The sequence below is a fragment of the Ruegeria sp. CDSA141 genome (assembly GCF_059612005.1).
Genome location: NZ_JBXWPT010000023.1, coordinates 1 through 25528 on the forward strand (window position 1 = coordinate 1; position 25528 = coordinate 25528).

General features: G+C 58.3%; 22 protein-coding genes. 9 read left to right on the plus strand and 13 right to left on the minus strand.

Annotated elements, in window-relative coordinates; translation table 11 throughout:
* Window positions 1–180: 180 nt before the first annotated feature.
* Window positions 181–2598, minus strand: a complete 2418-nt coding sequence (gyrB, locus tag AC2FLP_RS19995) for a DNA topoisomerase (ATP-hydrolyzing) subunit B (protein WP_117870905.1) — start codon at window positions 2596–2598, stop codon at window positions 181–183.
* A gap of 114 nt (window positions 2599–2712) precedes the next feature.
* On the minus strand, window positions 2713–3285 hold the full coding sequence (locus AC2FLP_RS20000) for a TetR/AcrR family transcriptional regulator (RefSeq protein WP_496685938.1): 573 nt from the start codon (window positions 3283–3285) through the stop codon (window positions 2713–2715).
* Between the two features lie 100 nt (window positions 3286–3385).
* Between AC2FLP_RS20000 and AC2FLP_RS20005 the strand changes: the two genes are divergently transcribed.
* Entirely contained in the window at window positions 3386–3952 is a 567-nt protein-coding gene (locus tag AC2FLP_RS20005; RefSeq protein ID WP_117870907.1) for a carboxymuconolactone decarboxylase family protein, read from the plus strand.
* Here the strand turns inward: AC2FLP_RS20005 and recF are convergent.
* The 6 genes from recF to mutM all read right to left on the minus strand — a co-directional run bounded on the left by recF (window position 3949) and on the right by mutM (window position 10576).
* A complete protein-coding gene (gene recF / locus AC2FLP_RS20010) occupies window positions 3949–5046 on the minus strand; it encodes a DNA replication/repair protein RecF (protein ID WP_496685935.1) in 1098 nt (365 codons plus the stop codon). The genes AC2FLP_RS20005 and recF overlap by 4 nt on opposite strands.
* A gap of 59 nt (window positions 5047–5105) precedes the next feature.
* Entirely contained in the window at window positions 5106–6227 is a 1122-nt protein-coding gene (gene dnaN / locus AC2FLP_RS20015; RefSeq protein ID WP_117870911.1) for a DNA polymerase III subunit beta, read from the minus strand.
* Window positions 6228–6453: 226 nt separating this feature from the next.
* The gene (dnaA, locus tag AC2FLP_RS20020; protein WP_299900071.1) at window positions 6454–7839 is read right to left on the minus strand and encodes a chromosomal replication initiator protein DnaA; all 1386 of its coding nucleotides are present in this window, start codon (window positions 7837–7839) and stop codon (window positions 6454–6456) included.
* Window positions 7840–8394: 555 nt separating this feature from the next.
* Window positions 8395–8658, minus strand: a complete 264-nt coding sequence (rpsT, locus tag AC2FLP_RS20025; protein WP_117870915.1) for a 30S ribosomal protein S20 — start codon at window positions 8656–8658, stop codon at window positions 8395–8397.
* 223 nt (window positions 8659–8881) lie between these two features.
* Window positions 8882–9658 carry an acryloyl-CoA hydratase gene (gene acuK, locus AC2FLP_RS20030; protein ID WP_117870917.1) on the minus strand — a complete coding sequence of 259 codons (777 nt, stop codon included), beginning with the start codon at window positions 9656–9658 and terminating at the stop codon, window positions 8882–8884.
* A gap of 66 nt (window positions 9659–9724) precedes the next feature.
* Window positions 9725–10576, minus strand: coding sequence for a bifunctional DNA-formamidopyrimidine glycosylase/DNA-(apurinic or apyrimidinic site) lyase (mutM, locus tag AC2FLP_RS20035; protein WP_299900076.1), 852 nt, complete (start codon window positions 10574–10576; stop codon window positions 9725–9727).
* 86 nt (window positions 10577–10662) lie between these two features.
* Here mutM and ubiE point away from each other — a divergent pair, with 86 nt between their 5' ends.
* On the plus strand, window positions 10663–11415 hold the full coding sequence (gene ubiE / locus AC2FLP_RS20040; protein ID WP_117870921.1) for a bifunctional demethylmenaquinone methyltransferase/2-methoxy-6-polyprenyl-1,4-benzoquinol methylase UbiE: 753 nt from the start codon (window positions 10663–10665) through the stop codon (window positions 11413–11415).
* Complete coding sequence (ubiB, locus tag AC2FLP_RS20045; protein ID WP_117870923.1) at window positions 11416–12945, plus strand: 2-polyprenylphenol 6-hydroxylase; 1530 nt, start codon at window positions 11416–11418, stop codon at window positions 12943–12945.
* A 95-nt stretch (window positions 12946–13040) separates the two neighbouring features.
* Here ubiB and AC2FLP_RS20050 read toward each other — a convergent pair whose 3' ends face one another.
* The gene (locus AC2FLP_RS20050; RefSeq protein ID WP_496685927.1) at window positions 13041–14216 is read right to left on the minus strand and encodes an acetyl-CoA C-acyltransferase family protein; all 1176 of its coding nucleotides are present in this window, start codon (window positions 14214–14216) and stop codon (window positions 13041–13043) included.
* Between the two features lie 116 nt (window positions 14217–14332).
* Between AC2FLP_RS20050 and AC2FLP_RS20055 the strand changes: the two genes are divergently transcribed.
* The 6 genes from AC2FLP_RS20055 (at window position 14333) to AC2FLP_RS20080 (ending at window position 19969) form a co-directional block, all read left to right on the plus strand.
* A complete protein-coding gene (locus tag AC2FLP_RS20055) occupies window positions 14333–14896 on the plus strand; it encodes a helix-turn-helix domain-containing protein (RefSeq protein WP_117872897.1) in 564 nt (187 codons plus the stop codon).
* Window positions 14897–15006: 110 nt separating this feature from the next.
* Window positions 15007–16194 (plus strand): glycine C-acetyltransferase, encoded by a 1188-nt coding sequence (locus tag AC2FLP_RS20060; protein ID WP_496685924.1) that lies wholly within the window; start codon window positions 15007–15009, stop codon window positions 16192–16194.
* Complete coding sequence (locus tag AC2FLP_RS20065; protein WP_299900088.1) at window positions 16191–17141, plus strand: PLP-dependent cysteine synthase family protein; 951 nt, start codon at window positions 16191–16193, stop codon at window positions 17139–17141. Before AC2FLP_RS20060 ends, AC2FLP_RS20065 begins: the two co-directional genes overlap by 4 nt.
* 19 nt (window positions 17142–17160) lie before the next feature.
* Entirely contained in the window at window positions 17161–18189 is a 1029-nt protein-coding gene (tdh, locus tag AC2FLP_RS20070) for an L-threonine 3-dehydrogenase (RefSeq protein WP_299900306.1), read from the plus strand.
* A 64-nt stretch (window positions 18190–18253) separates the two neighbouring features.
* Complete coding sequence (locus tag AC2FLP_RS20075; RefSeq protein ID WP_299900091.1) at window positions 18254–19138, plus strand: tryptophan 2,3-dioxygenase; 885 nt, start codon at window positions 18254–18256, stop codon at window positions 19136–19138.
* A 3-nt stretch (window positions 19139–19141) separates the two neighbouring features.
* Window positions 19142–19969, plus strand: coding sequence for an alpha/beta hydrolase (locus AC2FLP_RS20080; protein ID WP_299900094.1), 828 nt, complete (start codon window positions 19142–19144; stop codon window positions 19967–19969).
* A gap of 68 nt (window positions 19970–20037) precedes the next feature.
* Here the strand turns inward: AC2FLP_RS20080 and infB are convergent, their stop codons facing one another.
* Genes infB through rimP form a run of 4 tightly spaced genes read right to left on the minus strand, consistent with a single transcriptional unit; the run spans window position 20038 to window position 25376 of the window.
* The gene (infB, locus tag AC2FLP_RS20085) at window positions 20038–22512 is read right to left on the minus strand and encodes a translation initiation factor IF-2 (protein WP_117870935.1); all 2475 of its coding nucleotides are present in this window, start codon (window positions 22510–22512) and stop codon (window positions 20038–20040) included.
* 8 nt (window positions 22513–22520) lie between these two features.
* Window positions 22521–23144, minus strand: coding sequence for an RNA-binding protein (locus AC2FLP_RS20090; protein WP_299900097.1), 624 nt, complete (start codon window positions 23142–23144; stop codon window positions 22521–22523).
* Between the two features lie 22 nt (window positions 23145–23166).
* The gene (gene nusA, locus AC2FLP_RS20095) at window positions 23167–24786 is read right to left on the minus strand and encodes a transcription termination factor NusA (protein ID WP_117870939.1); all 1620 of its coding nucleotides are present in this window, start codon (window positions 24784–24786) and stop codon (window positions 23167–23169) included.
* Complete coding sequence (gene rimP / locus AC2FLP_RS20100; RefSeq protein WP_117870941.1) at window positions 24786–25376, minus strand: ribosome maturation factor RimP; 591 nt, start codon at window positions 25374–25376, stop codon at window positions 24786–24788. The genes nusA and rimP overlap by 1 nt, the downstream gene beginning before the upstream one ends.
* Window positions 25377–25528 lie beyond the last annotated feature (152 nt).

The following is a 25528-nucleotide window of genomic DNA, read 5'->3' on the forward strand; positions in this document are numbered from 1 at the left end:
TAAACTCAAACAGAAATCGAACCAGAGCCTCCGTTACGAAAACGCCTCAGCTCTCCGAAAAACTCTGAAGACGGACACTTTGAATTCCAAATTCTGTGCGTGGCTTTTGCGCCCAATGTTTTGGGCCAAAGATGCAAATCTTTAGGCGAAATGCAAAGCTTTGGGCGCACCTACACCTGATCAGAAATCCAAATTTTCTACACTCAAAGCGTTTTTCTGGATGAACTCTCGACGAGGTTCCACGACGTCACCCATCAGTTTTGTGAACAGATCATCGGCTTCAACCATGTCATCCACGCGCACTTGCAGCAGCGTGCGCGCATCCGGATCCAGTGTGGTTTCCCACAACTGATCAGGGTTCATTTCACCCAGGCCTTTATAGCGCTGCAGGGACAAGCCTTTTTCACCCTCTTCCAGAATGGCGCGCAACAAGTCCAGTGGGCCGTGGATCATCTGGCTGCGATCACGACGAACCAAGGTGGCCGGGGAATTATAGATTTCTTGCAGGCTCTGCGTAAAACTCCCGGTCTTGCGCGCCTCGCCCGAACGCAGCATCGGGCCGTCCAGCGTGCGAACCTCTTCGACACCGCGGAGAATACGGGCCAGTCGGATGCCGTGATCCTGTGTGATCCGACCCTGCCAACCGCGTTCGTATTCCAAAGCGATCAGGTCCAGCCGAGCGGCGACTTTGTCAGCCACGCCTTGAAGGTCGGCATCAACGGCGCCGGGCACAAAGGCCCCTGCGACGGCGGCCTGTTCCAGAATGTGTCGCGGGTAATGCGTCGGAAACGCATCGAGGACACGTTTCAGCTGACGCGCCTCGTCGACAACGCGGGTCAGGTCCTGTCCGATGATTTCTTCGCCCGAGCCGAGCTTCAGAACCGCACCCTCGACGCCCTGATTGATCAAGTAGTCATCCAGAGCGGCCTGGTCTTTCAGGTACACCTCTGACTTGCCACGGGAGACCTTATAGAGTGGCGGCTGAGCGATGTAGAGGTATCCACCCTCGATCAGTTCCGGCATCTGACGGTAGAAGAAAGTCAGCAGCAATGTCCGGATATGTGCGCCGTCCACATCCGCATCGGTCATGATGACGATCTTGTGGTAGCGCAGCTTTTCGATGTTGAATTCATCGCGGCCAATACCAGTGCCCAGCGCCATGACGAGGTTGCCGATTTCTTGCGACGACAGCATCCGGTCAAACCTTGCGCGCTCGACGTTCAATATTTTCCCGCGCAGCGGCAGAACCGCCTGGGTCAGCCTGTCCCGGCCGGTTTGGGCAGACCCGCCGGCCGAGTCCCCCTCGACCAGGAAGACTTCGGTCTTGGATGGGTCCTTCTCGGAGCAGTCTTTCAACTTGCCAGCCAGATAGTTCACATCCATCGCGGTCTTGCGCCGGGTGAGTTCGCGCGCCTTGCGCGCAGCCTCACGGGCCAACGCGGCCTCGATGATCTTGCCAACGATGCTCTTGGCTTCTGTGGGGTTCTCTTCGAACCACTCGGCCAGTTTTTCATTCATCAGACCTTCGACCGCCGGACGGACTTCGGACGAAACCAGCTTGTCCTTGGTCTGCGATGAGAATTTCGGGTCCGGCACTTTCACCGACAGCACGCAGGTCAGACCTTCGCGCGCGTCGTCACCCGTAAAGCTGACCTTTTCCCTCTTCGCAATCCCGCTGGACTGCGCGTAGTTGTTGATCGTCCGGGTCAGCGCGCCGCGGAACCCAGCCACGTGGGCACCACCGTCTCGCTGCGGGATGTTGTTGGTAAAGGGCAACACCGTCTCGTGGTAGCTGTCATTCCACCACATTGCGATCTCGACGCCGATATCGTCGCGCTCACCCTTGATATAGATCGGCTCGGGCATGGCGGGAGTTTTGGACCGGTCGAGATACTTGACGAATTCCTTTACGCCGCCTTCATAGAACAACTCGGTTTCAAGCCGTTCTGCCGGGCGTTCATCGATCAGGATGATACGCACGCCCGAATTCAGGAAGGCGAGTTCGCGCAGACGCTTTTCCAGAGTTTCGAACGAGTATTCGAGGTTCGAAAACGTGTTGGTTGACGCCAGAAACCGAACTTCGGTCCCTGTGCGATCGCCACACTCACCTACGACCTTCAGGTGCTCTACTGTTTCTCCACCCTCAAAGCGCGCCACGTGCTCTTTGCCCGCGCGCCAGATGCGCAGCTCCAGCCAATCTGACAGCGCGTTTACCACCGAAACACCCACACCGTGCAAACCGCCAGACACTTTGTAGGAATTGCTGTCGAACTTACCGCCCGCATGCAGCTGGGTCATGATAACCTCGGCTGCCGACACGCCCTCTTCCGGGTGAATATCCACGGGAATCCCACGTCCGTTGTCACTGACCGAAACGCTGGAATCCGCGTGAATTTTCACGGTCACATGGTCGGCGTGACCCGCCAGGGCTTCGTCAATCCCGTTGTCGACAACCTCATACACCATGTGGTGCAAACCCGAGCCATCATCCGTGTCCCCGATATACATGCCGGGGCGTTTGCGAACGGCCTCCAAACCCTTGAGAACTTTGATGGAATCTGCGCCGTATTCTTGGGGAGCCTGTGCGTCTTCGGACATTCAGTCAGTACCTATATTATTTTGGTACCTTATACGTTTTCTGGTGGGGATTGTCACGCGATCCCCCAATATTTTGTGTATGCTGGGGTCGTTTTCTGCGCATCCGAATCCACCTCATAACTGGTCGATGTCAGAAGCGATATCCGCCGCGATTTCCAGCGCATCGACATCCTTGCGTTCAGCCGACAATCGAAGCCCCAGAATATCCGACTGATACCGCGCCGCCAGCCGATCCGGGTCATGTTGGGGCCGGATTTCACCGGCAGTCTGGGCGCTGCGGAAAAGGTCGGCGAAACACGCTTTCATTTCCGCCATGTGACGCGCGGCCTGATCCGCAAGCGCATGATCCTTCGCCTGCAACTCGGCATATGTCTTTGCCAACATGCAGGCCTTTGCTGGATTCTCGACCGCTTCGATGACCAAACGTGGTTGCGCCTTAAGCGCTGCCTTCGGCCCCAATCTTTCGGCAAGGGCTTTCAGGCGCGCCACACCTTCTTGCGTGTAGCTTTGCAGCGTCAACGCATAGAGCGCATCCTTCGACCCGAATGCCGCGTAAAAGCTTCCGGGTTTCAGCTTCAATTCCCGTTCCAGGTTCTTCAGCGACGTTCCAGCCCAGCCCTGGCGCCAGAAGATGTCACGGGCCTTCGCGATCAACGCGTCACGATCATATGCGGGTTTGCGGGGCATCGGCATCACCAATTCTTGAACGTTCGCTCAAATATATACTTGAGTGATCACTCAAGAAACCCTAAATACCACCCATCGCGCCAGAAACAGGAGTTCCGACATGGCCAATTTCCCGTCTCATGACCTCGAATCCGCACCCGAAGCATCCAAACCTCTGCTGGAAAAGTCTCAGGCCGCCTTTGGCCGTTTGCCGGGCCTGCATAAGGTGATGGCAGAAAGCCCCCAGCACCTTGAAGGCTATCAAGTTCTGCACAGCCTGTTCTTGCAGACCGATTTCGACAACGATGAAAAGACCGTTGTCTGGCAGACGATCAACGTGGCGAACGAATGCCATTATTGCGTGCCCGCGCACACCGGCATCGCAAAGATGATGAAGGTATCAGACGAAATCTCCGAGGCACTGCGCAATGAAACTTCACTGCCTTCCGCCAAGCTCGAAGCACTGCGCACCTTCACCCTGCATGTGATGGAAACCCGCGGCAACCCGACCGAGGAACAGCTTCAGGCGTTCTTTGATGCCGGCTACTCGCACCGCGCGGTTCTGGACGTGGTGCTGGGTCTGGCGCAGAAAACCATGTCGAACTACGTCAACCACATGGCCAAAACGCCAGTCGATGAAGTCATGCGCGGCTTCCTGTGGGAGCGTAAAGTCAACGAACCGGCCTAAGTCACGACCACCGAGCCCTCATCGCCTTCGGTAACGATCAGCGACTGGGCCCGGTCACCCAACTCCACAAACAGTTCAGGCCCGGTGCCCGTCATCCAGGCCTGAGCGCCCAGCGCACATATCTCGTCATACAGGGCTGAACGCCGATCCGCATCCAGATGGGCGGCCACCTCATCCAGCAAGACAATCGGTGGTGCGCCCACCATTTCGGCCAATGCACGTGCGTTCGACAGGATCAGAGAAACCAACAGTGCCTTCTGCTCACCGGTCGAGCAATCCTTGGCCGGAACGCCCTTGGCAGCAAAAACGCCGTAGAGATCCGACCGATGCGGCCCGACCAAAGTCCGGCCCGCTGCCAAATCTCTGAACCGGCTTTCATTCAAAGCCTCGCGCAAATCCTCAACCGTTTCGGGCATCGCGCCGTCGGTCTGCACCAATTCCAACTCGGCAGACGGGAAAGCCGTTTCCGCCTGATCCTGCGCCACCCGCAGATGGCTCAACGCAGCCAATCGCGCTGCGTGGATGCGATGCCCCATCACGGCCAACTGGCCCTCAAGCGCGGCATACCAATGCGCGTCACGCACCTGCTCTTTCAGCAAACGGTTACGTTCGCGCATCGCTTTTTCGTAGGTCAGCGCGGCCTCTGCGTGAGACGGATCAAAGCTGAGCGCAATGCGATCAAGAAACCGGCGCCGGCCTTCTGCCCCTTCAATCCAAAGTCGGTCCATGGATGGGACCAGCCAAACCACCCGCGCAAGTTTGCCCAGATCAATCTGGGAGGCGGTCTTTCCATCAATCCTTACCTGCCGTGCTGCACCGCCCTCAGACCAGGTTTCGATTTCGAATTTCTGCCCCTGCGACTGCAACAGCCCGGACAGTTTCCAGCCCAGCACCTCGGGCCGTCGCGTCATCTCGGCTGCACTCGCCCTCCGCATTCCTCGACCGGGCGAAAACAAGGATACCGCTTCCAGAATATTGGTCTTGCCCGCCCCGTTCGGTCCGTGAATGGCCACTGGCCGCCCGTCCAGAGACAACCGCACCAGCTTGTGAGACCGAAAATGCGAGACCGTAAGCTCGGTCAGGGCCAGTGCCATGACCCCTCCCTTCTTCTGTTCAAGAATACCTCCACCGGAGGCGTCGCGTGTCCGCGTGATCAGACGCGCATCGGCATGACAACATAAACTGCGCTCTGATCGTTACCTTCGCGCATCAGGGTCGGATCGCCAGCTGAATTGAACATGAACACCGCATTCTCTCGATCCACCTGAGACGCAATCTCCAGCAGATATTTTGCGTTGAACCCAATCTCCAACCTTTCGTCACCGTACGCGACGGCCAGTTCTTCCTCGGCCGCGCCACTATCCGGTGCGTTCACCGACAGAACCAGTCTGTCGCCATCCAATTGTAGCTTTACCGCGCGCGAGCGTTCGGAAGACACCGTCGCCACCCGGTCCACGGCCTGCGCAAATTCAGCAGCATCCACTTCCAGCTTGCGGGTGTTCCCTTGTGGAATAACGCGCGTATAGTCGGGGAAGGTGCCGTCGATGACCTTCGAGGTCAGCGTGATATCCGGCGTGGCGAAGCGCACCTTGGTTTCACTGACCGAAACGGCGATATCCATTTCATCGTCATCCAGCAGCTTGCGAAGCTCGCCCACGGTTTTTCTGGGAACAATAACGCCTGGCATATCCGTCGCACCGTCAGGCAGATCGGCATCGATCCGAGCGAGACGGTGACCATCGGTAGCCACGCAGCGCAGCACTTTACCACCTTCGGATCCGTCGGACACGTGCATGTAGACACCGTTCAGATAATACCGTGTCTCTTCTGTTGAAATTGCGAATTTCGACTTGTCGAACAACCGACGCAGCAGGGCCGCAGATGCGGTGAAATTCGATTGATACTCCGAGGACGCCATGACCGGAAAATCCTCTTTCGGCAGTGTCGCCAGCGAGAAATTCGACCGCCCGGCCTCAACCGTCAGACGTCCTGCTGCACTGTCCGCGGTCAGTGTGACCAACGCACCGTCGGGCAGTTTGCGCACGATCTCATGCAGGGTCGTTGCCGCAACTGTCGTGGCTCCTGCCTTTTCGACCTGTGCCGGGGCCTTGTCGACCACTTCGATATCCAGATCGGTCGCCCGAAACAGCGCCTGATCGCCTTCAGCTTCGATCAGCACATTGGCAAGTATGGGAATGGTATTGCGACGTTCCACAACGGATTGGGCCTGTGAAACGGCCTTAAGAAGGGTGCCGCGTTCGATGCTGATCTTCATACCCTCAGTTCCTCTGACTTGCGTACCGACATGGGCGGGACTGGCACGTTAGCGGTTCCACCCTGAGGCACAAGGATTTTTTACGGATTTCTGGGTCGGAATGTCCCAAGCGTCAAGGGCAGCGTGCCCGACAGGCATCAGTTCTGATCCAACCGTGGATTAATGCGCACAAGAAACCGCCCCGGGCCCGAGGATCCGGGGCGGTTTCTTGCATTGCAGGCGCGGATCAGGCTTCTAGCGACCGGCGCAGCATTTCCACATCTTCAGCGATCTGACCATCGGTCAGCTTCAGCTCTTCAATGCGCTTGACGCCGTGCATGACCGTCGTGTGATCGCGCCCGCCAAAACGGCGGCCAATCTCGGGCAGGGACCGGCTGGTCAACTGTTTGCACAGATACATAGCCACCTGACGCGGACGCGCGTAAGAACGCAGGCGCTTTGGGCCGATGATGTCGGAGAGGCGAATGTTGTAGTATTCAGACACCTTCCGCTGAATCTCTTCGACGGTGATCTTGCGCTCGGAGGCACGCAATACATCCGCCAGACAATCCTGGGTCAGTTCCATGTCGATCTCGCGGCCAACCAGTGACGCGAAAGCAAACAGACGGGTCAACGCGCCTTCGAGCACACGCACATTGGTCGAGATACGATGGGCCAGGAACTCCAGAACACCGTCGGCAATAGCCAGGTCAGGATAGGATGAGCTGTATTGCTGCACCTTGTTTTGCAGAATGCCCAGACGCAGTTCATAATCGGTCGGGTGCAGGTCGACCACCAGACCACATTGCAGACGGGATTTTACCCGATCTTCCAGATCCTTGATCTCACCCGGGGCGCGATCGGCCGAGATGATGATCTGCTTGTTCTGATCTACCAGCGCGTTGAATGTATGGAAAAACTCTTCCTGAGTGGAATCCTTGCCAGCGATGAACTGCACGTCGTCAACCATCAATACGTCAACCGAACGGAACAGGTGTTTGAAGTCCATCATCCGACGCTCGCGCAGGGCCTGCACGAACCGGTACATGAACTGTTCCGCCGACAGGTAAAGAACGTTCAGTTCCGGGTGTTTGGTTTTCAACTCCCATGCAATGGCGTGCATCAGGTGGGTCTTACCCAGACCCACACCGCCGTACAAAACCAGCGGATTGAAGGTCACCGGCCCGCCCTCGGATACCCGACGCGCGGCTGCATGGGCCAGTTCATTGGGCTTACCGACTACAAAACTGTCAAAGGTAAAACGAGAATCCAGCGGTGCGGCCTGTAGCGATTCCAAGGCGTCCTGCGCTGTGTCCTGGTTCGGCGCGGTGACAGGTGCAGGCTGTGCCTCAGGTGCTGCATTGGCTGCAGGCTTCGGGCGCATCGGCGAGTTTGCTGCCACGCGGAAATCCAGACGCTGCACAGTTTCACCTGCGGTATTCAGTTCGTACAGAATGAGGTCCGCAAAATTCTGGCTGACGTAATTGCCCATAAAATTGGTCGGCACGGAGAAAACCGCCACGCCATCCTGAAGCTCTTTAAATTCCAAAGGCTCGATCCAGGTCGTATAGTTGTTCCGACCGATGGCCTTCAGCAATTTGTTACGCAGTAGTCCCCATTTCTCTTGTGTCATTAAGCGCCTCACGCATCCCATTCTTATTGGCCTGTCAGCCTTATTCAGACGAAGCCGGTTTCCCGGTATTGTATTCACACGCAATAGGAATCCTGTCGTCAAACCAATTGGTTTGACGGGACTGTCCCGGAGTGCTCGGTAAACCCCATATCTGGCGCTCAAGAATAATAGAGCGTCCCGAAAATCGGGTTGCACGTCGCAATCTCAATTTTTAGACAGGGCCGAGATCACCGGGTATAACCCGGAAACCACGGCAGATCGGCAGCCTGGCTTGCGCCAGTCGTCGACAATTGTCCCCAGATCGTTCTGATGCCCGTCAGTTCAATCGGGTAAACAGCCTGTCCCCCCAAGCGAGTGAATCGCTGACATCAGTGGTAGCAATTCGAAGCGGGGCGCGGCAACGAAACTCTGATATTGACTCGGGTCTTTGGCCGAAAGAATCTCTCGGTTTCGTGAAGGCGCGGTTTTCTGGCAACACGAAAAAAGGCGTCGCAATGTGCGACGCCTTTCAGAATAGTTCAGCTTTTCTGACATGACGCGGGGTCACACGAAAGCTTAACCCAGCGCTTTGACTCGCGAGGACAGACGCGACATTTTGCGGGCCGCAGTGTTTTTGTGGAAGACACCTTTGGTGACGCCACGCATCAGCTCGGGCTGAGCCGCACGCAGGGCCGCGGTCGCCGCGTCCTTGTCGCCGGATGCGATCGCTTCTTCGACTCTCCGCAGATAGGTGCGGATGCGCGAACGACGTGCTTTGTTGATTGCGAAACGCTTTTCGTTCTGACGGGCGCGTTTCTTTGCCTGAGGCGAATTAGCCATGTGTCTCTGACCTTTTGTTCGGTACGGTTGTCTAGGGTTGCGCGCCACGGACATATCCGCACCGGATCAGAAATCACGAGTGTGAGTCGGGCCAAGCGGGCCGCACGCGCATGTATAACGGCGTTCTTTACCCAAGTTTGGGGGGATTGCCAAGTTGATTCTTCACACCATGGCCGGATAAAAGGGGCGGGCTCAAGCCCACCCGCCATAGAGGTCCAGCGCGTTACTTGTCGCGGAATTGCGCCGTGCGCTTTTCGAGGAACGCGGCCATACCCTCTTTCTGATCTTCGGTTGCGAACATCGAATGGAAGACACGACGCTCGAACAGCATACCTTCGCTCAGCGGAAGCTCGTAGCTGCGGTTCACCGCTTCTTTCGCGGCCATCGCGGTCAGCTGAGACTTCTCGGCAATTTTCTGCGCTGCGCTCACAGCTTCTTCGATGAGCTTCTTGGCCGGCACTACCCTGCTCACGAGACCTGCGCGTTCAGCTTCGTCCGCATCCATGAAACGCCCCGTCAGGTTCATGTCCATCGATTTGGATTTACCCACAAACCGCGTCAGACGCTGACTTCCACCCAGACCGGCAATGACGCCCAGATTGATCTCGGGCTGGCCAAACTTCGCGGTGTCCGCCGCGATGATGAAATCGCACAGCATGGCAAGTTCACATCCGCCGCCCAGCGCATAGCCTGCGACGGCCGCAATGATCGGCTTGCGAATCGCGGTCACACGATCATTTGCGTCGGCAAAAAGGTTGATGTTGTAGACGTCGACAAAACTCATCTCGGACATCTCCTTGATGTCCGCGCCGGCGGCAAAGGCCTTGTCCGAGCCGGTGATAACGATGCAGCGCACTTTGTCATTGCTGTCCGCATCTTCCAGCGCGGTGCAGAGCTCACCCAGCAACTGGGTGTTCAACGCGTTCAGCGCATCCGGTCGGTTGAGTTTTATAAGTGCGACGTGGTCTTCGATTTCGACGATGATCGTCTCAAAAGCCATGAGGAGAAAGCTTCCGGTTGTTCCGTTCAGGTACGATTCCTTACCACGCGAAAAACTTGGATCAAGCTATCTTTGGCATTGCGCACAATAGAAGGATGAGCGACCGGACTGGGTGATTCTCTTGATCGGCGCTCCGCACCCTTCGGTCCGGCAGGCCTCGCCCTCGCGGCCATAGACATCAAACTTGTGCTGAAAATATCCAAGTTCTCCATCGGCTTGGCGGAAATCCCGCAGCGAGGACCCACCGGCTTCTATGGCGTCCTGCAACACCTGCCGGATGATCGGAACAAGCGCCGCCACGCGGGATGCAGAAATCTGTCCGGCTTTGCGACGTGGCGACACTCGGCCGCGATAAAGAGCTTCACAAACATAGATATTGCCCAGACCGGCAACGATTCCCTGATCCAGCAGGGCGGATTTGACAGGAGTGTTCTTGCCTTTGAACGCATCGATCAGGTGTTGGTCGTGAAAATCGTTGCCCAAGGGTTCAGGCCCCAGAACCGATAGCAGCTTGTGATCTTCGGCGTTGGCGGTTTGCAACAGGTCCATCGCGCCAAACCGGCGCGGATCGTTGAAGGTGATGCGCGCGCCATTGGCCATATGAAAGACCACATGGTCATGTTTTTGCACGGCGGGATGGTCTTGGACGAACTGCCCCACCGGGTCGCCCGAAACCGTCATCCGCCCCGACATACCCAGGTGGATCAGCAACGTCTCACCGCTGCTGAGATCCGCCAGGATGTATTTCGACCGCCGCCGCAGCCGCTCCACCCGCTGCCCGGTCAACCGTTCGGCCATACGTTCGGGGAACGGCCAGCGCAGATCGGGGCGATTCACATCAGCCCGTTCGATCACGACCCCTTCCATCGCAGGACTCAGGCCGCGTCTTACTGTCTCGACCTCAGGTAATTCGGGCATTACAGGGCTCCTAATTCAAAGGGCCGCATTGTGCCCGCCTCTCTTGGCCCTATAACAGAGGCGAAATTCGACAAACGGCAAGGCAAATGTCCGACAACAGCGACAAGACCACTCATTTCGGTTTCGAAACCGTCCCCGAGGCCGAAAAGGCCGGGCGCGTGCAGGGCGTTTTCAACTCGGTTGCCTCGAAATATGACGTGATGAACGATGTCATGTCGATGGGCATCCACCGGGTCTGGAAAGACGCGATGATGGATTGGCTGGCCCCGCGCCCCGGTCAACGCCTGCTGGATGTGGCGGGCGGCACCGGAGACATCTCATTCCGGTTCCTCAAGCGCGCGGGTCATGGCCACGCCACCGTGCTGGACCTGACCGAGCCGATGCTCATTGAAGGCCGACAGCGCGCCGAGGCTGATCAGATGTCGGACAGCCTGAACTGGGTCGTGGGCGACGCCATGGCCCTGCCCTTCGAGGACAACACCTTTGACGTCTACACGATCTCGTTCGGCATTCGGAACGTCACCCGCCCGCAAGAAGCCCTGAACGAGGCTTACCGTGTGCTGAAACCCGGTGGCCGCCTGATGGTTCTGGAATTCAGCCAGCTGCCCAATGACGGGCTGCAGAAACTCTATGACCTCTACAGCTTCAACGTCATCCCGCGCATGGGGAAACTGATCGCCAATGACTATGACAGCTATCAGTATCTGGTCGAATCGATCCGAAATTTTCCCGATCAGGAGACGTTCCTGAACATGGTTCGCACTGCAGGCTTCGAGAACGCCAAATACCGCAACCTGAGCATGGGTATCGCCGCGCTGCACTCCGGCTGGAAAATCTAGATGCGCGGCCCCCACAATATCATTCGCCTGATCCGTACAGGCGCCACGTTAGAGCGCACGGGTGCCATGAATGTGGTGCTGGATGCGTTCGAAGCGCCGCGTGCAGTTCGCATTCTGGCTCACACTTTAGGCAAACCCTTTCAGTGGCTTGGTTATAAAGGCGACCCCGACATGCCGCCCGCCACGCGCGCACTGACCGCGCTGGGTCCTGCCTATATTAAATTCGGGCAAGTGCTTTCGACCCGCCCCGACGTCGTTGGAAATGAGCTGGCCGAGCAACTGCGCGTCCTGCAAGACAAGCTGCCCCCTTTCTCCAAAGCCGAGGCCATGGCCGAGGTCGAGAAAGAGCTGGGCCAACCGATCTCAGAGATGTTCAGCGATTTCAGCGAACCCATCGCTGCCGCCTCGATCGCTCAGGTCCACAAGGCCAAGCTGACCAGCACCGGAGAAGACGTGGCGGTCAAGGTCCTGCGTCCCAATATCGAACGCGCCTTCCGCAAGGATGTGGATGCGTTCTATTTCGCTGCCCGCATCGTCGATTTGTTTGCGCCTGGCGCACGCCGTCTGCGCCCGATGGAAGTGATCGAGCATTTCGACGGCGTGGTGCGCGGCGAACTGGACCTGCGCCTGGAAAGCGCCGCCGCCTCGGAATATGCCGCCAACACCAAGGACGACGCCGGCTTCTGGCTGCCGCCCGTTGTGTGGTCGCTGTCCGCGCGCCGCGTCATGACGCTCAGCTGGGCGGACGGGGTCGCGCTCGGTGACAATGATGCTCTGGATGCCGCAGGTCATAACCGCAACGATCTGGCCGAGCGTGTCCTGCGCCTGTTCCTTCTCCATGCTCTGCGCGACGGCTTTTTTCACGCCGACATGCACCAAGGCAACCTGAAGGTGGCCGCGAACGGAGATATCATAGCCTATGATTACGGCATCATGGGTCATATCGATGAATACACACGCCGGGTCTATGCCGAAATCCTGTTTGGCTTCATCCGCCGTGACTACAAACGCGTAGCCGAGGTGCATTTCGAAGCCGGCTATGTTCCCGCCAATCAGGACGTGGACGAGTTCGCCCGCGCTCTGCGGGCCGTGGGCGAGCCGATCTTCGGCATGGATGCCACACATATTTCCATGGGGCGGTTGCTGAGCTATCTGTTCGAAGTAACCGAACGGTTCGGGATGGAAACACGAACCGAGTTGATTCTGCTTCAACGCACCATGGTTGTCGTCGAAGGCGTCGCGCGCTCACTCGATCCTCATATGAACATCTGGGAAGTTGCGCGCCCCGTAGTCGAAGACTACATCAAACAATCCATCGGCCCCCGGGCGGCCCTGCGGGATTTGGGAAAAACCGCGATGGTTCTGGCCCGCTTCGGCCCGCGTCTGCCGGCCCTGGTCGAAAACGCACTGATCGCGCAAACCCAGAAAGACGAACCGCAGACGCCCACCCTGTGGTCCATTGTTTTGCCTGCCACGATCGGAGCCGCGGCAGGTGCAGCGCTGGTATTGCTGATCAGCGCGCTCAACTAAAACCAACCCGCCTGCTTCATCTGGCCAAAAATATCCTCGGGGGGAATCGCGCCTTGCGCGATGGGGGGCAGACAGCCCCTCGGGCCACTTGCGGATCAGAGCCGTTCGATGGCGATGGCAATCCCCTGACCACCCCCGATGCACATCGTGATCAGCCCTTTGGACCCTCCGGTACGTTCCAACTCATACAGCGCTTTCAGCGTGATGATCGCACCCGTGGCGCCCACCGGATGACCCATTGCAATCGCACCGCCGTTGGGGTTCACCTTGTTCGCGTCCAATCCAAGTTCCTGATTCACGGCCAGAGCCTGCGCGGCGAAGGCTTCATTGCTTTCAATCACGTCGAAGTTTTCTGCTGACAAGCCCGTCTTCTTCAACAGGTTTTGCACTGCCGGAACAGGGCCAATGCCCATGACTTCCGGCCGCACTCCTGCATGCGCATACCCAATGACACGCGCCTTCGGTTTCAACCCAGCCTTTTCGGCCGCATCCGCTGTCGCCAGCACCATCGCCGCCGCACCGTCATTGATGCCCGAGGCATTGCCGGCCGTCACACGCCCATCCTTCTTGAACACCGGGCGCAGCCCCGCCAGCGCTTCAGCGGTCGTCGCCTTTGGATGCTCGTCGACTTTAAAGTCGACCATGTCCCGTTTGACCTTGACCTGTATCGGTGTGATCTGACTTTCGAAGTATCCAGCCTCGATCGCCGCAGCCGCTCGTGTCTGGCTGGCCATGGCGAACGCATCCATCTGTTCGCGGCTGATCTGATGCTCATCCGCCACGTTTTCGGCCGTCACCCCCATATGTCCGGTGCCAAAGGGGCAGTTCAGCGCGCCCAGCATCATGTCCAGCGAGGTAACGTCGCCCATCTTCGCGCCCCAGCGCGCCTGCGGAACGATATAGGGGCTTCGTGACATGCTCTCTGCTCCGCCCGCTACCGCGAAGTCAGCATCGCCCAGCATCAGTGACTGCACGGCTGACACAATCGCCTGCGCGCCGGATCCGCACAGGCGGTTCACGTTCATGGCCGGTGTGCCGTTGGGAATGCCCGCCTGCATCGCGGCGACGCGCGACAGATACATGTCACGCGGTTCAGTATTGATCACGTGACCGAACACCACATGCCCGATTTGCGCCCCCGCAACCCCCGAGCGCTCAAGCGCCGCTTCGGTCGCGACAGTGGCCAGATCTATCGGCGCGGTTGAAGCCAGCGCACCACCAAAGGTGCCAATTGCGGTGCGGGCACCGTCGAGAATAACAATATCGCTCATGAGTTACTCCTCCTGAATTTCGCTGCATTATGCATGCGCAGAATGGTACTGTCGCCCCAGACGTCCCGTCACGGCGGCAATTGACATTGCATTGCGCAGCACGCATGGATTCCGTCATGACGGAAGACACAGACGATATCCTGAACCTCCTGCCCGCCCGCTTGAAAGAGGCGCGTCGGGCCAAGGGCCTTTCCCTGGAAGCGGTCGCCAATCTCAGCGGCGTGTCCCGGTCCATGGTCAGTCAGATCGAACGCGGAGAAAGCAGCCCTACGATCTCGACCTTGTGGAACCTGACGCGAGCGTTGCAGGTGGATTTCGCCGGTCTCTTGGAGGGCACAAAGGCCACTGACCAGATCGAGGTGCTCAGAAACCCCGAAGTGCCCAGCATCGACAATATGGGGCAGAACTGCCGAATTCGCATCCTGTCACCGCCAGAAGAGGCCGGAGGTCATGAAGTCTATGATATCGAATTCGACGAGGACGGGGCCCTGAACAGCCAACCCCACGCCCGCGGTGCCCGTGAACAGCTCACCGTGCTGGAAGGCGCGGTCAAAGTCACTTCAGGCAATGCAGTGACCGAGTTGAACCAGGGGGACACGGCCCGATATGCCGCCGACATTGCGCATTCCATCTGTGCCATAGGACCGGCCCGGGTATTCCTGATCGTAAAGAACGCCTGACATCCGCAAAATTCCGCCTTCACGGATATTTTTCCTTCATATTGAATTTCCCCTATTTGGGAATTTCATCCGCTATGTTAGATGTGCGACTCAGATGAACGGAGGTCGCAATGGCAGATGCATTCCTGTCCCATATCACGGACACACTTGCGCAGATCGAATCTGAGGGTCTTTACAAACGCGAACGAATGATCACCTCGCCTCAGGGCGGTGAGATCACTGTGGGCGGCAAGCAGGTGATCAACCTCTGTGCCAACAACTATCTGGGTCTGGCGGATCACCCGGCGCTGATCGAGGCCGCGACACAAGCGATGGGGCCCAAAGGGTTCGGCATGGCGTCAGTTCGGTTCATCTGTGGTACGCAAGACATTCACCGCGAACTGGAACAACGTCTTGCCAATTTCCTGAACAAGGACGACTCCATCCTTTTTGCCGCCTGTTTCGACGCCAATGGCGGGTTGTTTGAACCCCTTCTGGGACCGGAAGACGCCATCATTTCGGACAGCCTGAACCACGCCTCGATCATCGACGGCGTGCGGCTGTGCAAGGCCAAACGCTATCGCTATCTGAACAACGACATGAATGACCTCGAAGCCTGGCTGAAACAGGCGCGTGAGGACGGGGCGCGGCATATCATGATCGCCACCGATGGCGTGTTCTCGATGGACGGCTATCTGGCCAACCTGCCGAAAATCCGGGAACTGGCCGATAAATACGATGCGATTGTCATGGTGGACGATTGCCACGCGACCGGTTTCATGGGGCCGACCGGGGCCGGCACACCGGATCATTTCGGCGTCGATGTGGATATTCTGACGGGAACCTTGGGCAAGGCGCTGGGGGGGGCAATCGGCGGCTATATCGCCGGGCCGCAGCCAGTGATCGACCTGCTGCGGCAGCGGGCGCGGCCCTATCTGTTCTCAAACTCGCTGCCGCCCTCCATCGTCGCTGCCGGATTGGAGGCGATCCGTCTGGTCGAAGAAGGCGACATGCTGCGCGCGCAACTGTTCGGCAACGCCAAGTACTGGCGCGCTGGCTTGGAAAAGCTTGGTTTTGACCTGCTGCCCGGGGAACACCCGATCATCCCGGTGATGCTGGGTGAGGCGACGCTGGCTCAAGACATGGCCTCACGGCTGTTCGACGAAGGCGTCTATGTTTCGGGTTTCTTCTTTCCGGTCGTCCCACGCGGGCAAGCGCGGATCAGGACGCAGATGAATGCGGCTCTGACCAAGGATGAACTGGACCGCGCCCTGTCCGCATTTGGCAAGGTCGGCAAAGAACTGGGGGTCATCGAATGATCCTTCCATCGGTCATTGATGTGATCGACGACACCCCCATGGTTGAACTGTCGCGCGTGTGTGCCCAGCAAAAGCTGAACGGGCGTATCATCGCCAAGCTTGACTACTTGCTGCCGGGATTTTCGAAAAAGGACCGCGCGGCAAAGTCCATCATCCAAACGGCGCGCGCAGACGGTACTTTGTCACCGGGGCAAACGGTGGTCGAACTGACCTCGGGCAATATGGGCACCGGGCTGGCCATTGTTTGCGGTATTCTGGGCCATCCTTTCGTGGCGGTCATGAGCGCCGGAAACTCGGTCGAACGCGCACGTATGATGCGGGCCTTGGGGGCCGAAGTTGTCATCGTGCCCCAGGCCCCGGGCAGCAAACCCGGCGAAGTCTCGGGCGCCGATCTTGAACTGGTCGATGTCGAGGCAAAACGCATCACAGCTGAACGTGACGCATTTCGTGCGGATCAATTTGGTCATTCGGGAAATCCCAAGGCCCACGAAACCGGGACCGGACCAGAGATATGGGCGCAATCCGAAGGCACCGTCACGGCATTCTGCGACTTTGCAGGATCCGGTGGAACACTGGCTGGCGCGGCAGAGTATCTGAACCGGCACGGCGTACGGTGTTATGCCATAGAACCCGAAGGAGCACGCGCATTGGCCGGTGAACCAGTTTCGATCCCGGATCACCCCATTCAGGGCGGTGGTTACGCCATTGGTGATCTGGTGCATCTGAAGGCCACCCAATTGGCCGGACACCTTGCGGTTTCGGGAAAGGCCGCGCGGGATTGTGCCCGGCTTCTGGCCCGCACCGAGGGGATATTCGCTGGCTACTCGGCAGGCGCGAACCTTGCTGCGGCAATTGAACTGCTTCGCGGTCCCGAGGAAGGCGGCTGTGTCGCAATCGTCACGTGTGACAGCGGCTTGAAATACCTGTCGACCGATTTGTGGGAGTAAGTGTATGCGACCCAACACAATGAAAGCACTGGAAAAGTCCAAACCCGAAGAGGGGCTGTGGATGGTACAGGCCCCGATCCCCGAAATCGGCCCGGATGAGGTGCTGATCCGTATCCACAAGACGGGCATCTGCGGCACCGACATCCATATCTGGAACTGGGACGAATGGGCCTCTCACACCGTGCCAATTCCGATGATCACTGGCCATGAGTTTGCCGGAGAGATCGTAGAGATCGGGCGCAACGTGACAGGGCTTGAAATCGGCCAGCGGTGCTCGGGCGAAGGCCATCTGATCACCACCGACAGCCGCCAGAGCCGCGCGGGAAAGTTTCATCTGGATCCGGGCACTCGGGGCATTGGAGTGAACGAACAGGGCGCATTTGCCGAGTATCTGAAACTGCCTGCTTTCAACGTGGTTCCCTTGCCCGACGACATACCGGATGAGATCGGAGCCATCCTCGATCCGCTGGGCAACGCGGTGCATACTGCCCTCAGCTTTGATTTGCTGGGCGAGGATGTTCTGATCACGGGTGCAGGCCCCATCGGCATCATGGCCGCTGCCGTTGCTCGTCACGCGGGTGCGCGCAACGTGGTCATCACCGACATCAACGCTGACCGATTGAAACTGGCGGAACATGTGGTTCCTTCGGTGCGTACCGTCGATGTATCCACCGAGGATTTGCAGGACGTCATAGCCAAGCTTGGGATGAAAGAGGGGTTCGATGTCGGGCTTGAAATGTCCGGCTCGCAAGCCGCCCTGGACCAGATGGTCGAAGCGTTGGTGATGGGTGGAAAAATCGCACTGCTGGGGATTCCACCGGGCAAATCTCCGGTCGACTGGTCGCGCATCGTCTTCAAGGCGATCACAATCAAGGGCGTCTATGGGCGTGAGATGTTCGAGACGTGGTACAAGATGATCGCCATGCTGCAAAACGGTCTGGATGTGTCCCGCGTGATCACGCACCGCTTTGCGGTTGATGAATTCGCCAAAGGGTTTTCCGCGATGAAATCAGGCCTGTCCGGCAAGGTTGTTCTGGACTGGACCTAACGCGCTGGAAAGTTGCGACCTCAGCCCCTAGACAGGTGCAGAACTTGCACAAGGGAGGCATGAGATGGGCGAGGACAAAGACGATCGTCTGTTGCAGCGGGGGGTAGAAGGCACCCTGGTCACTGATTTCGCTGAAACGCACCGCAAAAGCTATGGCGACTTCCTGCAACTGAAGACGCTGCTGAACCTGCAAAAGACCTTTCAGGACCCCGCACAACCTGACGAGATGCTGTTCATCATCATTCATCAGGTTAGTGAGCTGTGGCTGAAACTGATGCATCACCAACTGGTCGAGGTCCGCCGGTTCCTGCAAGAAGATGAATTCGGACCCGCCATGAAGAACCTCGACCGCATAAAGGCCATTCAACGGCAATTGATTGCGGCCTGGGAAACCCTGCTGACCATGACGCCGGCCGACTATATGACGTTTCGGCAGGCCCTCGGCAATTCTTCCGGGTTTCAAAGCTATGGGTACAGGCAGATCGAGTTCATTCTGGGCAACAAGGATGCCTCGACCCTGAAAGTGCACGAGCATGACCCTGAGGTGATGGAGATGCTGAACGCCGCCCTGACCAAACCGTCCCTGTATGACGAAGTGTTGCACATGCTGGCCCGACAGGGGTTCGACGTTCCAAGGGATTTGGTCGAGCGGGACTACTCCGAACCATATTCCGGCGATTCGCGAGTGGTTCGAATCTGGGTCGAAGTGTTCCGCAACACGGACAAGTATTGGGATCTGTATGCGCTGGCCGAAAAACTCATGGACGTGGAAAGCCTGTTTCAACGCTGGCGCTTTGACCACGCCACCGCAGTTGAACGTGTGATCGGAATGCAACCCGGTACCGGAGGTTCCAGCGGCGTGGCTTTCTTGCGAAAAGCGCTTGAGTTGCGGTTCTTCCATGACCTCTACGATGTGCGGACGGAACTGATGTACAGCGGACAGGACTGAGGCATGCTGTATCGTGGATTTTCACAAGCCGAATTGGAGCGGGAGTACTCTCCCAGTTCGATGATCGGTGGTGACCTGGCCCCCTATCTTGCCAGTTATCAAGCGCTCAGTGCGCAGGCCCGTACCAAGCTCCCCGTTCAAGAAAACCTGACTTATGGCGACCGCCAGACCCATGTGCTGGATTTCTTTCCCGCGCAAGGGGCTGGCGCAGCGTTGCATGTCTTTATTCACGGAGGCTATTGGCAGGACCTCAGCCAACGCGAATCAGCCATGATGGCCCCTGCGCTGATCGAAGCTGAACAATCTTTCGCAACCTTGAATTACACGCTCGCCCCGGATGCGCGGCTGGATCAAATGGTCAACGAATGCCGCGACGCGCTTCTGTGGCTTGCATCAAAGGCCGAGGCATTGGGATTCGATCCGACACGGATCACCTTGTCAGGGCACAGTGCCGGTGCCCATCTGGCAAGCATGGTCATGGCAACCTCGGCCGGCGCATTGGCCCGCGCCGGGCTGCGCGTGCGTGACGTGCTTCTGATCAGCGGCGTTTACGATCTGGAACCCATCAGTATGACGTCTGTGAATGACCCGCTGCATCTGACCCCGGTCGAGGTGAACGATCTGTCTCCGATCCGCAACCTGCCCCCACCAGGCCCCCGCTATCATGTGTCAGTGGGGGAACGGGACACGAGCGAATTCATTCGTCAAAGCCGCGACTATGCGGAACGACTGCGCAAGGCCGGGCACTCGGTCAGCTTTGCCCTGGAACAGGGAATGCATCACTTCGATATCATCATGCATTCCGGTACATTCTTACCCGACACGAAATAACTGATTCTACAAAAGAAAACAGCGGCCCAATCTGAGCCGCTGTTTTCTTGTTTCTATCCCGCTTCGGATCAATCCAAGGTGCGGGTAACTTCTTCGCGCTCGAAAATCTCGATCACATCGCCCTCGCGAATATCGTCGTAGTTCTCGAACGCCATACCGCATTCCTGGCCAGACTGAACTTCGGCCACTTCGTCCTTGAAACGCTTCAGCGTCTTCAGCGTGCCTTCGTGAATAACCACGTTGTCGCGCAGCAGGCGGACGCCTGCGGAGCGACGCGCAACGCCTTCGGTCACCAGACAGCCAGCAACCTTGCCGACACCAGTAACCTTGAACACTTCGCGAATCTCGGCATAACCGATGAACTTCTCGCGGATCTCAGCGCTCAGCAAGCCGGATGCGGCAGCTTTCACGTCGTCGACCAGATCGTAGATCACCGAGTAATAGCGAATCTCGACACCCTTCTGGTTTGCGGTGTTCCGGGCAGAGGCGTTGGCACGGACGTTGAAGCCAAAGATCGGAGCGCCCGAAGCTTCGGCCAGACCGACATCCGTTTCGGTGATGGCACCCACGCCCGAGTGCAGTACACGCACGCGAACCTCGTCGTTCCCGATCTTCTCCATCGCCTGAACGATGGCCTCGGCGGAACCCTGAACGTCTGCCTTCATCAGGATCGGCAGCTCGGTGACGTTTTCGTCTTCCTTGGCCTTCTGCATCAGCTGTTCGAGTGTGGTCGCAGCACCAGCGGCGGCGCGTTTGTCCTTGGCAGCCTGCTCGCGGTATTCAGCGATCTCTCGGGCCTGTGCTTCGGTCTCGGTCACGTTCAGAACGTCGCCTGCTTCGGGCGTGCCATTCAGACCCAGAACCTCAACCGGAACTGACGGGCCCGCTTCCTGGACGCGGTCACCCTTGTCGTTGATCAGCGCACGGACCTTACCGTATTGCTCGCCCACGACAAAGATATCGCCCTGGCGCAGCGTGCCGTTCTGAACCAGAACAGTGGCCACAGGACCACGACCCACATCCAATTGGGCCTCGATCACTGCACCCTGAGCGGCGCGGTTGGGGTTGGCTTTCAGCTCCAGGATCTCGGCTTGAAGCGCGATGGCTTCCAGCAGCTCGTCCAGCCCCTGACCGGTGATAGCGGACACTTCGACGTCCTGAACCTCACCCGACATTTTCTCGACGATGACTTCATGCTGCAACAGATCGGTGCGTACCTTGTCCGGATTTGCATCCGGCTTGTCGACCTTGTTGATCGCTACGATCATCGGCACTCCGGCCGCCTTAGCGTGGTTGATCGCTTCGATCGTCTGAGGCATCACCGCATCATCGGCGGCGACAACCAGAACCACGATATCCGTTACCTGAGCACCGCGTGAGCGCATCGAAGTAAAGGCCGCGTGACCTGGCGTATCCAGGAAGGTCAGCGTCGTGCCGCCATCGGTTTTTACCTGATAGGCACCGATATGCTGCGTGATGCCACCGGCTTCACCCGCCACAACCCGCGCGTCGCGGATTGCGTCCAACAACGAAGTCTTACCGTGGTCAACGTGACCCATGATGGTAATGACAGGCGGACGTGGCTGCAGATCTGCTTCGCTGTCTTCGACTTCCTTGATGACGTCTTCAACATCCGAATCAGAGACACGGGTAACCTTGTGGCCGAATTCTTCGATGATCAGCTCGGCAGTGTCGGCGTCGATGGTCTGGTTCTGCGTGACCATCATGCCCATGTTCATCAGCGATTTGACCACATCTGCCACACGCTCGGCCATACGGTTGGCCAGTTCCGAAACAAGAATAGCTTCGGGCAACTGAACGTCACGGATGACCTTTTCCCGCTCGACAGTGCCGCCCATGGCTTTCTGACGCGCACGCTCCTGCTTGCGCTTCATCGCTGCCATCGACCGGTGCCGGTTGCCTTCGCCACCGGTGGCCTGACCCAGAGTCAGCTTCCCCGAACGGCGGTTGTCGTCGCGACCCTTGCCACGACCACGTTGTTCACGTTCGCGATCCTGTTTGCGCGGTGTGGCCGCAGGCGCAGGTTTACTCGCCGGGCTGCGGGCCACTTTGGGCTCTTCCGGAGCAGGCGCCGTAGCAGCGCGCTTGGCGGCTTCTTCCGCCTCTTTGCGCTTGCGCTCTTCATCCTCAGCCTTCTGTCGCGCACGCTCTTCAGCTTCGCGCTGTTCGCGTTCTTTGGCCTCAAGTTCCGCACGGCGGCGGGCGCGCTCTTCTTCGCGCGCTTTTTCAGCTGCCTCGCGGGCGGCGGCCTCTTCGACCTCGCGGGCCTTAGCAGCCTGCAGCGCCTTCATCCGGCGGGCCATTTCCGCATCGGAAATTCCCGCGGGACGACGCGACGGATCACCCGAAGGTGCAGTACCGCCACCCGGCTTTGCTGCGCCCGGCTTGGGGACCACCACGCGTTTGCGTTTGGTTTCCACCACGACATTCTTGGTGCGTCCGTGGCTGAAACTCTGTTTCACATTTCCGGGACGTGTCCCGCCACGAAGACCCAATGTCTTTTTGCCGTCATTATCGCTCATAAAGCTATTTACCCTTCCGTGCGGCCCCTGCCGCCGTCATCCGTTTCGCGCAAGCCACGCAGGCGCTGCGCTTCCTCTACAACACGTTTGGCGAGTCCGCCAGAGGCCAACGCAGCATGAATCACCGTTTGGCGCCCAAATGCCTGCCCTAATTCGTCTGCGGTTAGCCAACCTATGTATTTTCCGAAGTGCGGCGTACTCAGCTTGGACTTACCGCGCCCCGATCCATCCGCGGCCTGAATCAGCACCTGTGCTTCTTCCCGGTCCAGCCACGTCTTGACCTTTTCGTACCCGGCAACCGCATCACCGGACTTGCGCGCCAGGCTGAGCAGCTCAACAACACGGCGTGCGATCTGCTTTTCAACCTCATCTGTCAAGTCCGTGGGCACGGTCACTTGTGCCTTGAACCCCCGCGCAAACAGTTTCTTGCCAATGGCCATTTCCAGAGCGGCACGATCCGCCGCCACATAGACCCCTCGTCCCGGCAGTTTCCCCGCGACATCCGGAAAAACCTGACCGTCCGGCCCTGCCACGAAGCGGATCAGCCCGTACTTGGGCTGAACCTCGCCTGTGGCGATGCACTTACGCTCGGGCCCCTCGGACCGATCCTTATGGACGCCACCGCGACTCATACGCGCCACCCGAAGCCTGAGATCAGGCCTCGACCTCCTCGCCTGTTGCGTCGCCGTCGACGTCTTCTTCCGCCTGTTCCAGCTCTGCGGGATCAACCCAACCCAACAGGATACGCGCAGTCATGACCATGTCTTGCGCTTCTTCCAGCGTTACACCGAAAGGCTCCAGTACACCGTCATCCTTGACGCGTTCACCATCGACGGTCGTCCAGCCACCGGCCAGTTCCCAGTCGGCACAAGTTGCAAAGTCTTCCAGGGTCTTCACATCGTCCTTGGCCAGTGCCTCCACCATCTGGGGTGTCAGACCTTCGAATTCAATGAGGCTGTCCTCGGCACCTAGTGCACGCGCTGCATCCAGTGCAGCCTTGGCCTGTGCCTCCAGATACTCACGCGCACGTGTTTGAAGTTCCTGCGCGGTGCCTTCGTCAACACCGTCGATGACCAGCAGTTCGTCAATCTCGACATAGGCCACTTCTTCGAGGTTGGTGAACCCTTCAGAAACCAGCAACTGAGCAAAGAACTCGTCCAGATCCAATGTTTCCATGAACAGTTGGGTACGGGCTTCGAATTCTTTCTGACGACGCGCCGATTCTTCGGCTTCGGTCATGATGTCGATGTCCAGATTGGTCAGCTGGCTGGCTAGACGCACGTTCTGGCCGCGGCGACCAATGGCAAGGCTCAGCTGCTCTTCGGGAACCACAACTTCGATCTTGCCGGCTTCTTCGTCCAAAACCACCTTTGACACCTCGGCGGGTTGCAGCGCGTTCACCAGGAAGGTCGGCTGATCTTCGTTCCATGGGATGATATCAATTTTCTCGCCCTGCAACTCGTTCACAACAGCCTGCACGCGGCTGCCGCGCATACCAACGCAGGCCCCGACAGGGTCAATCGAGTTGTCATACGAGATGACGGCGATTTTGGCGCGCGAACCGGGGTCGCGGGCTACGGCCTTCACCTCGATAATGCCATCATAGATTTCCGGTACTTCCATCTTGAACAGCTCGGCCATGAATTCCGGCGCAGTGCGCGACAGGAAGATCTGGTGGCCACGTACTTCGCGGCGCACTTCCTTGATATACGCGCGCACACGGTCATTCGGGCGATAGCTTTCGCGACCGATCTTGTCATTGCGGCGCAGAACGGCTTCGGCACCGCCCAGATCAACGATCACATTGCCGAACTCCTCGCGCTTGACCGCACCGTTGATGATGGTGCCTGCGCGATCCTTGAATTCTTCGTACTGACGATCCCGCTCGGCCTCACGAACCTTTTGCAAGATGACCTGCTTGGCCGATTGCGCCGCGATCCGGCCCATTTCAACCGGAGGCACTTCTTCGACGTAGACATCGCCAACTTGGGGCGCTTCCATGTATTGCTTGGCCTGCTCGACGGTCATCTCGGCCTGGTAGTTCTCTAGCTCTTCATCCTCGACCACGGTGCGAACACGGGTGAAGGTCGCCTTACCTGTTTTGCGGTCGATGCTGACGCGGATGTCCATCTCGGCGCCGTAGCGGCTCTTGGCGGCACGGGCGAGCGATTCCTCCATCGCTTCGACAACCAGACCGGGGTCGATCATCTTTTCGCGGGCCACGGCCTCGGCGGTCTGCAGCAGCTCCAGCTGGTTGGCTGAGGTGATTGCCATCAGTTCGTCTCCTCTTCGGACCCTTCGGTCTCAATCTCGTCGAAAGCGTTTTCGTTCAGGGCACCGGCATCCTTGCGCTGGCGCAGCATTTCCTTGATCAGATCATCGGTCAGGACCAGCTTGGCATCGCTCAGCCAGTCGAATTGCAGACCGATGGTGATTGTCTCATCCCCCTCGGGGATGTTGATCAGAACCTCTTCCCCTTCGATCCCGGCCAGTTCACCCTTGAAACGGCGGCGGCCATCAATCAGTTCGGCGGTCTCGATCTTGGCTTCATACCCTTCAAAGTTCTCAAAATCCTTGAGACGGGTGAGAGGGCGGTCGATACCGGGGCTGGAGACCTCAAGCGTATAGGCGTCAAGAATCGGGTCCTCGACATCAAGCGTGGCGCTGACCGCGTTGGAAATTTCAGCGCAATCATCCACTTCGATTCCGCCATCGGGCTTGTCGGCCATGATCTGCAGTGTGGTCAGCTTGCCGCTCATCAGTCGGATGCGAACCAACTCATACCCCAGATCTTCGATCACGGGGGTGATGATCTCGGCCAGTCGCCGGTCGATGGCAGCTTTGGCTATCAAGTCGTTTGTCATCTGGTGCTCTACCCTTCAAACGGGCACAAAAAAACGGGCGCGCGGCCCGTCGAATTTTCCGGTGGAGCCTTGGACCAGAAGTCCAACGCGCCGCTGTTGAAACTGCATATACGCAGGATGGTCCGAGTCTGCAACCCCCAGCGGGAATTGCG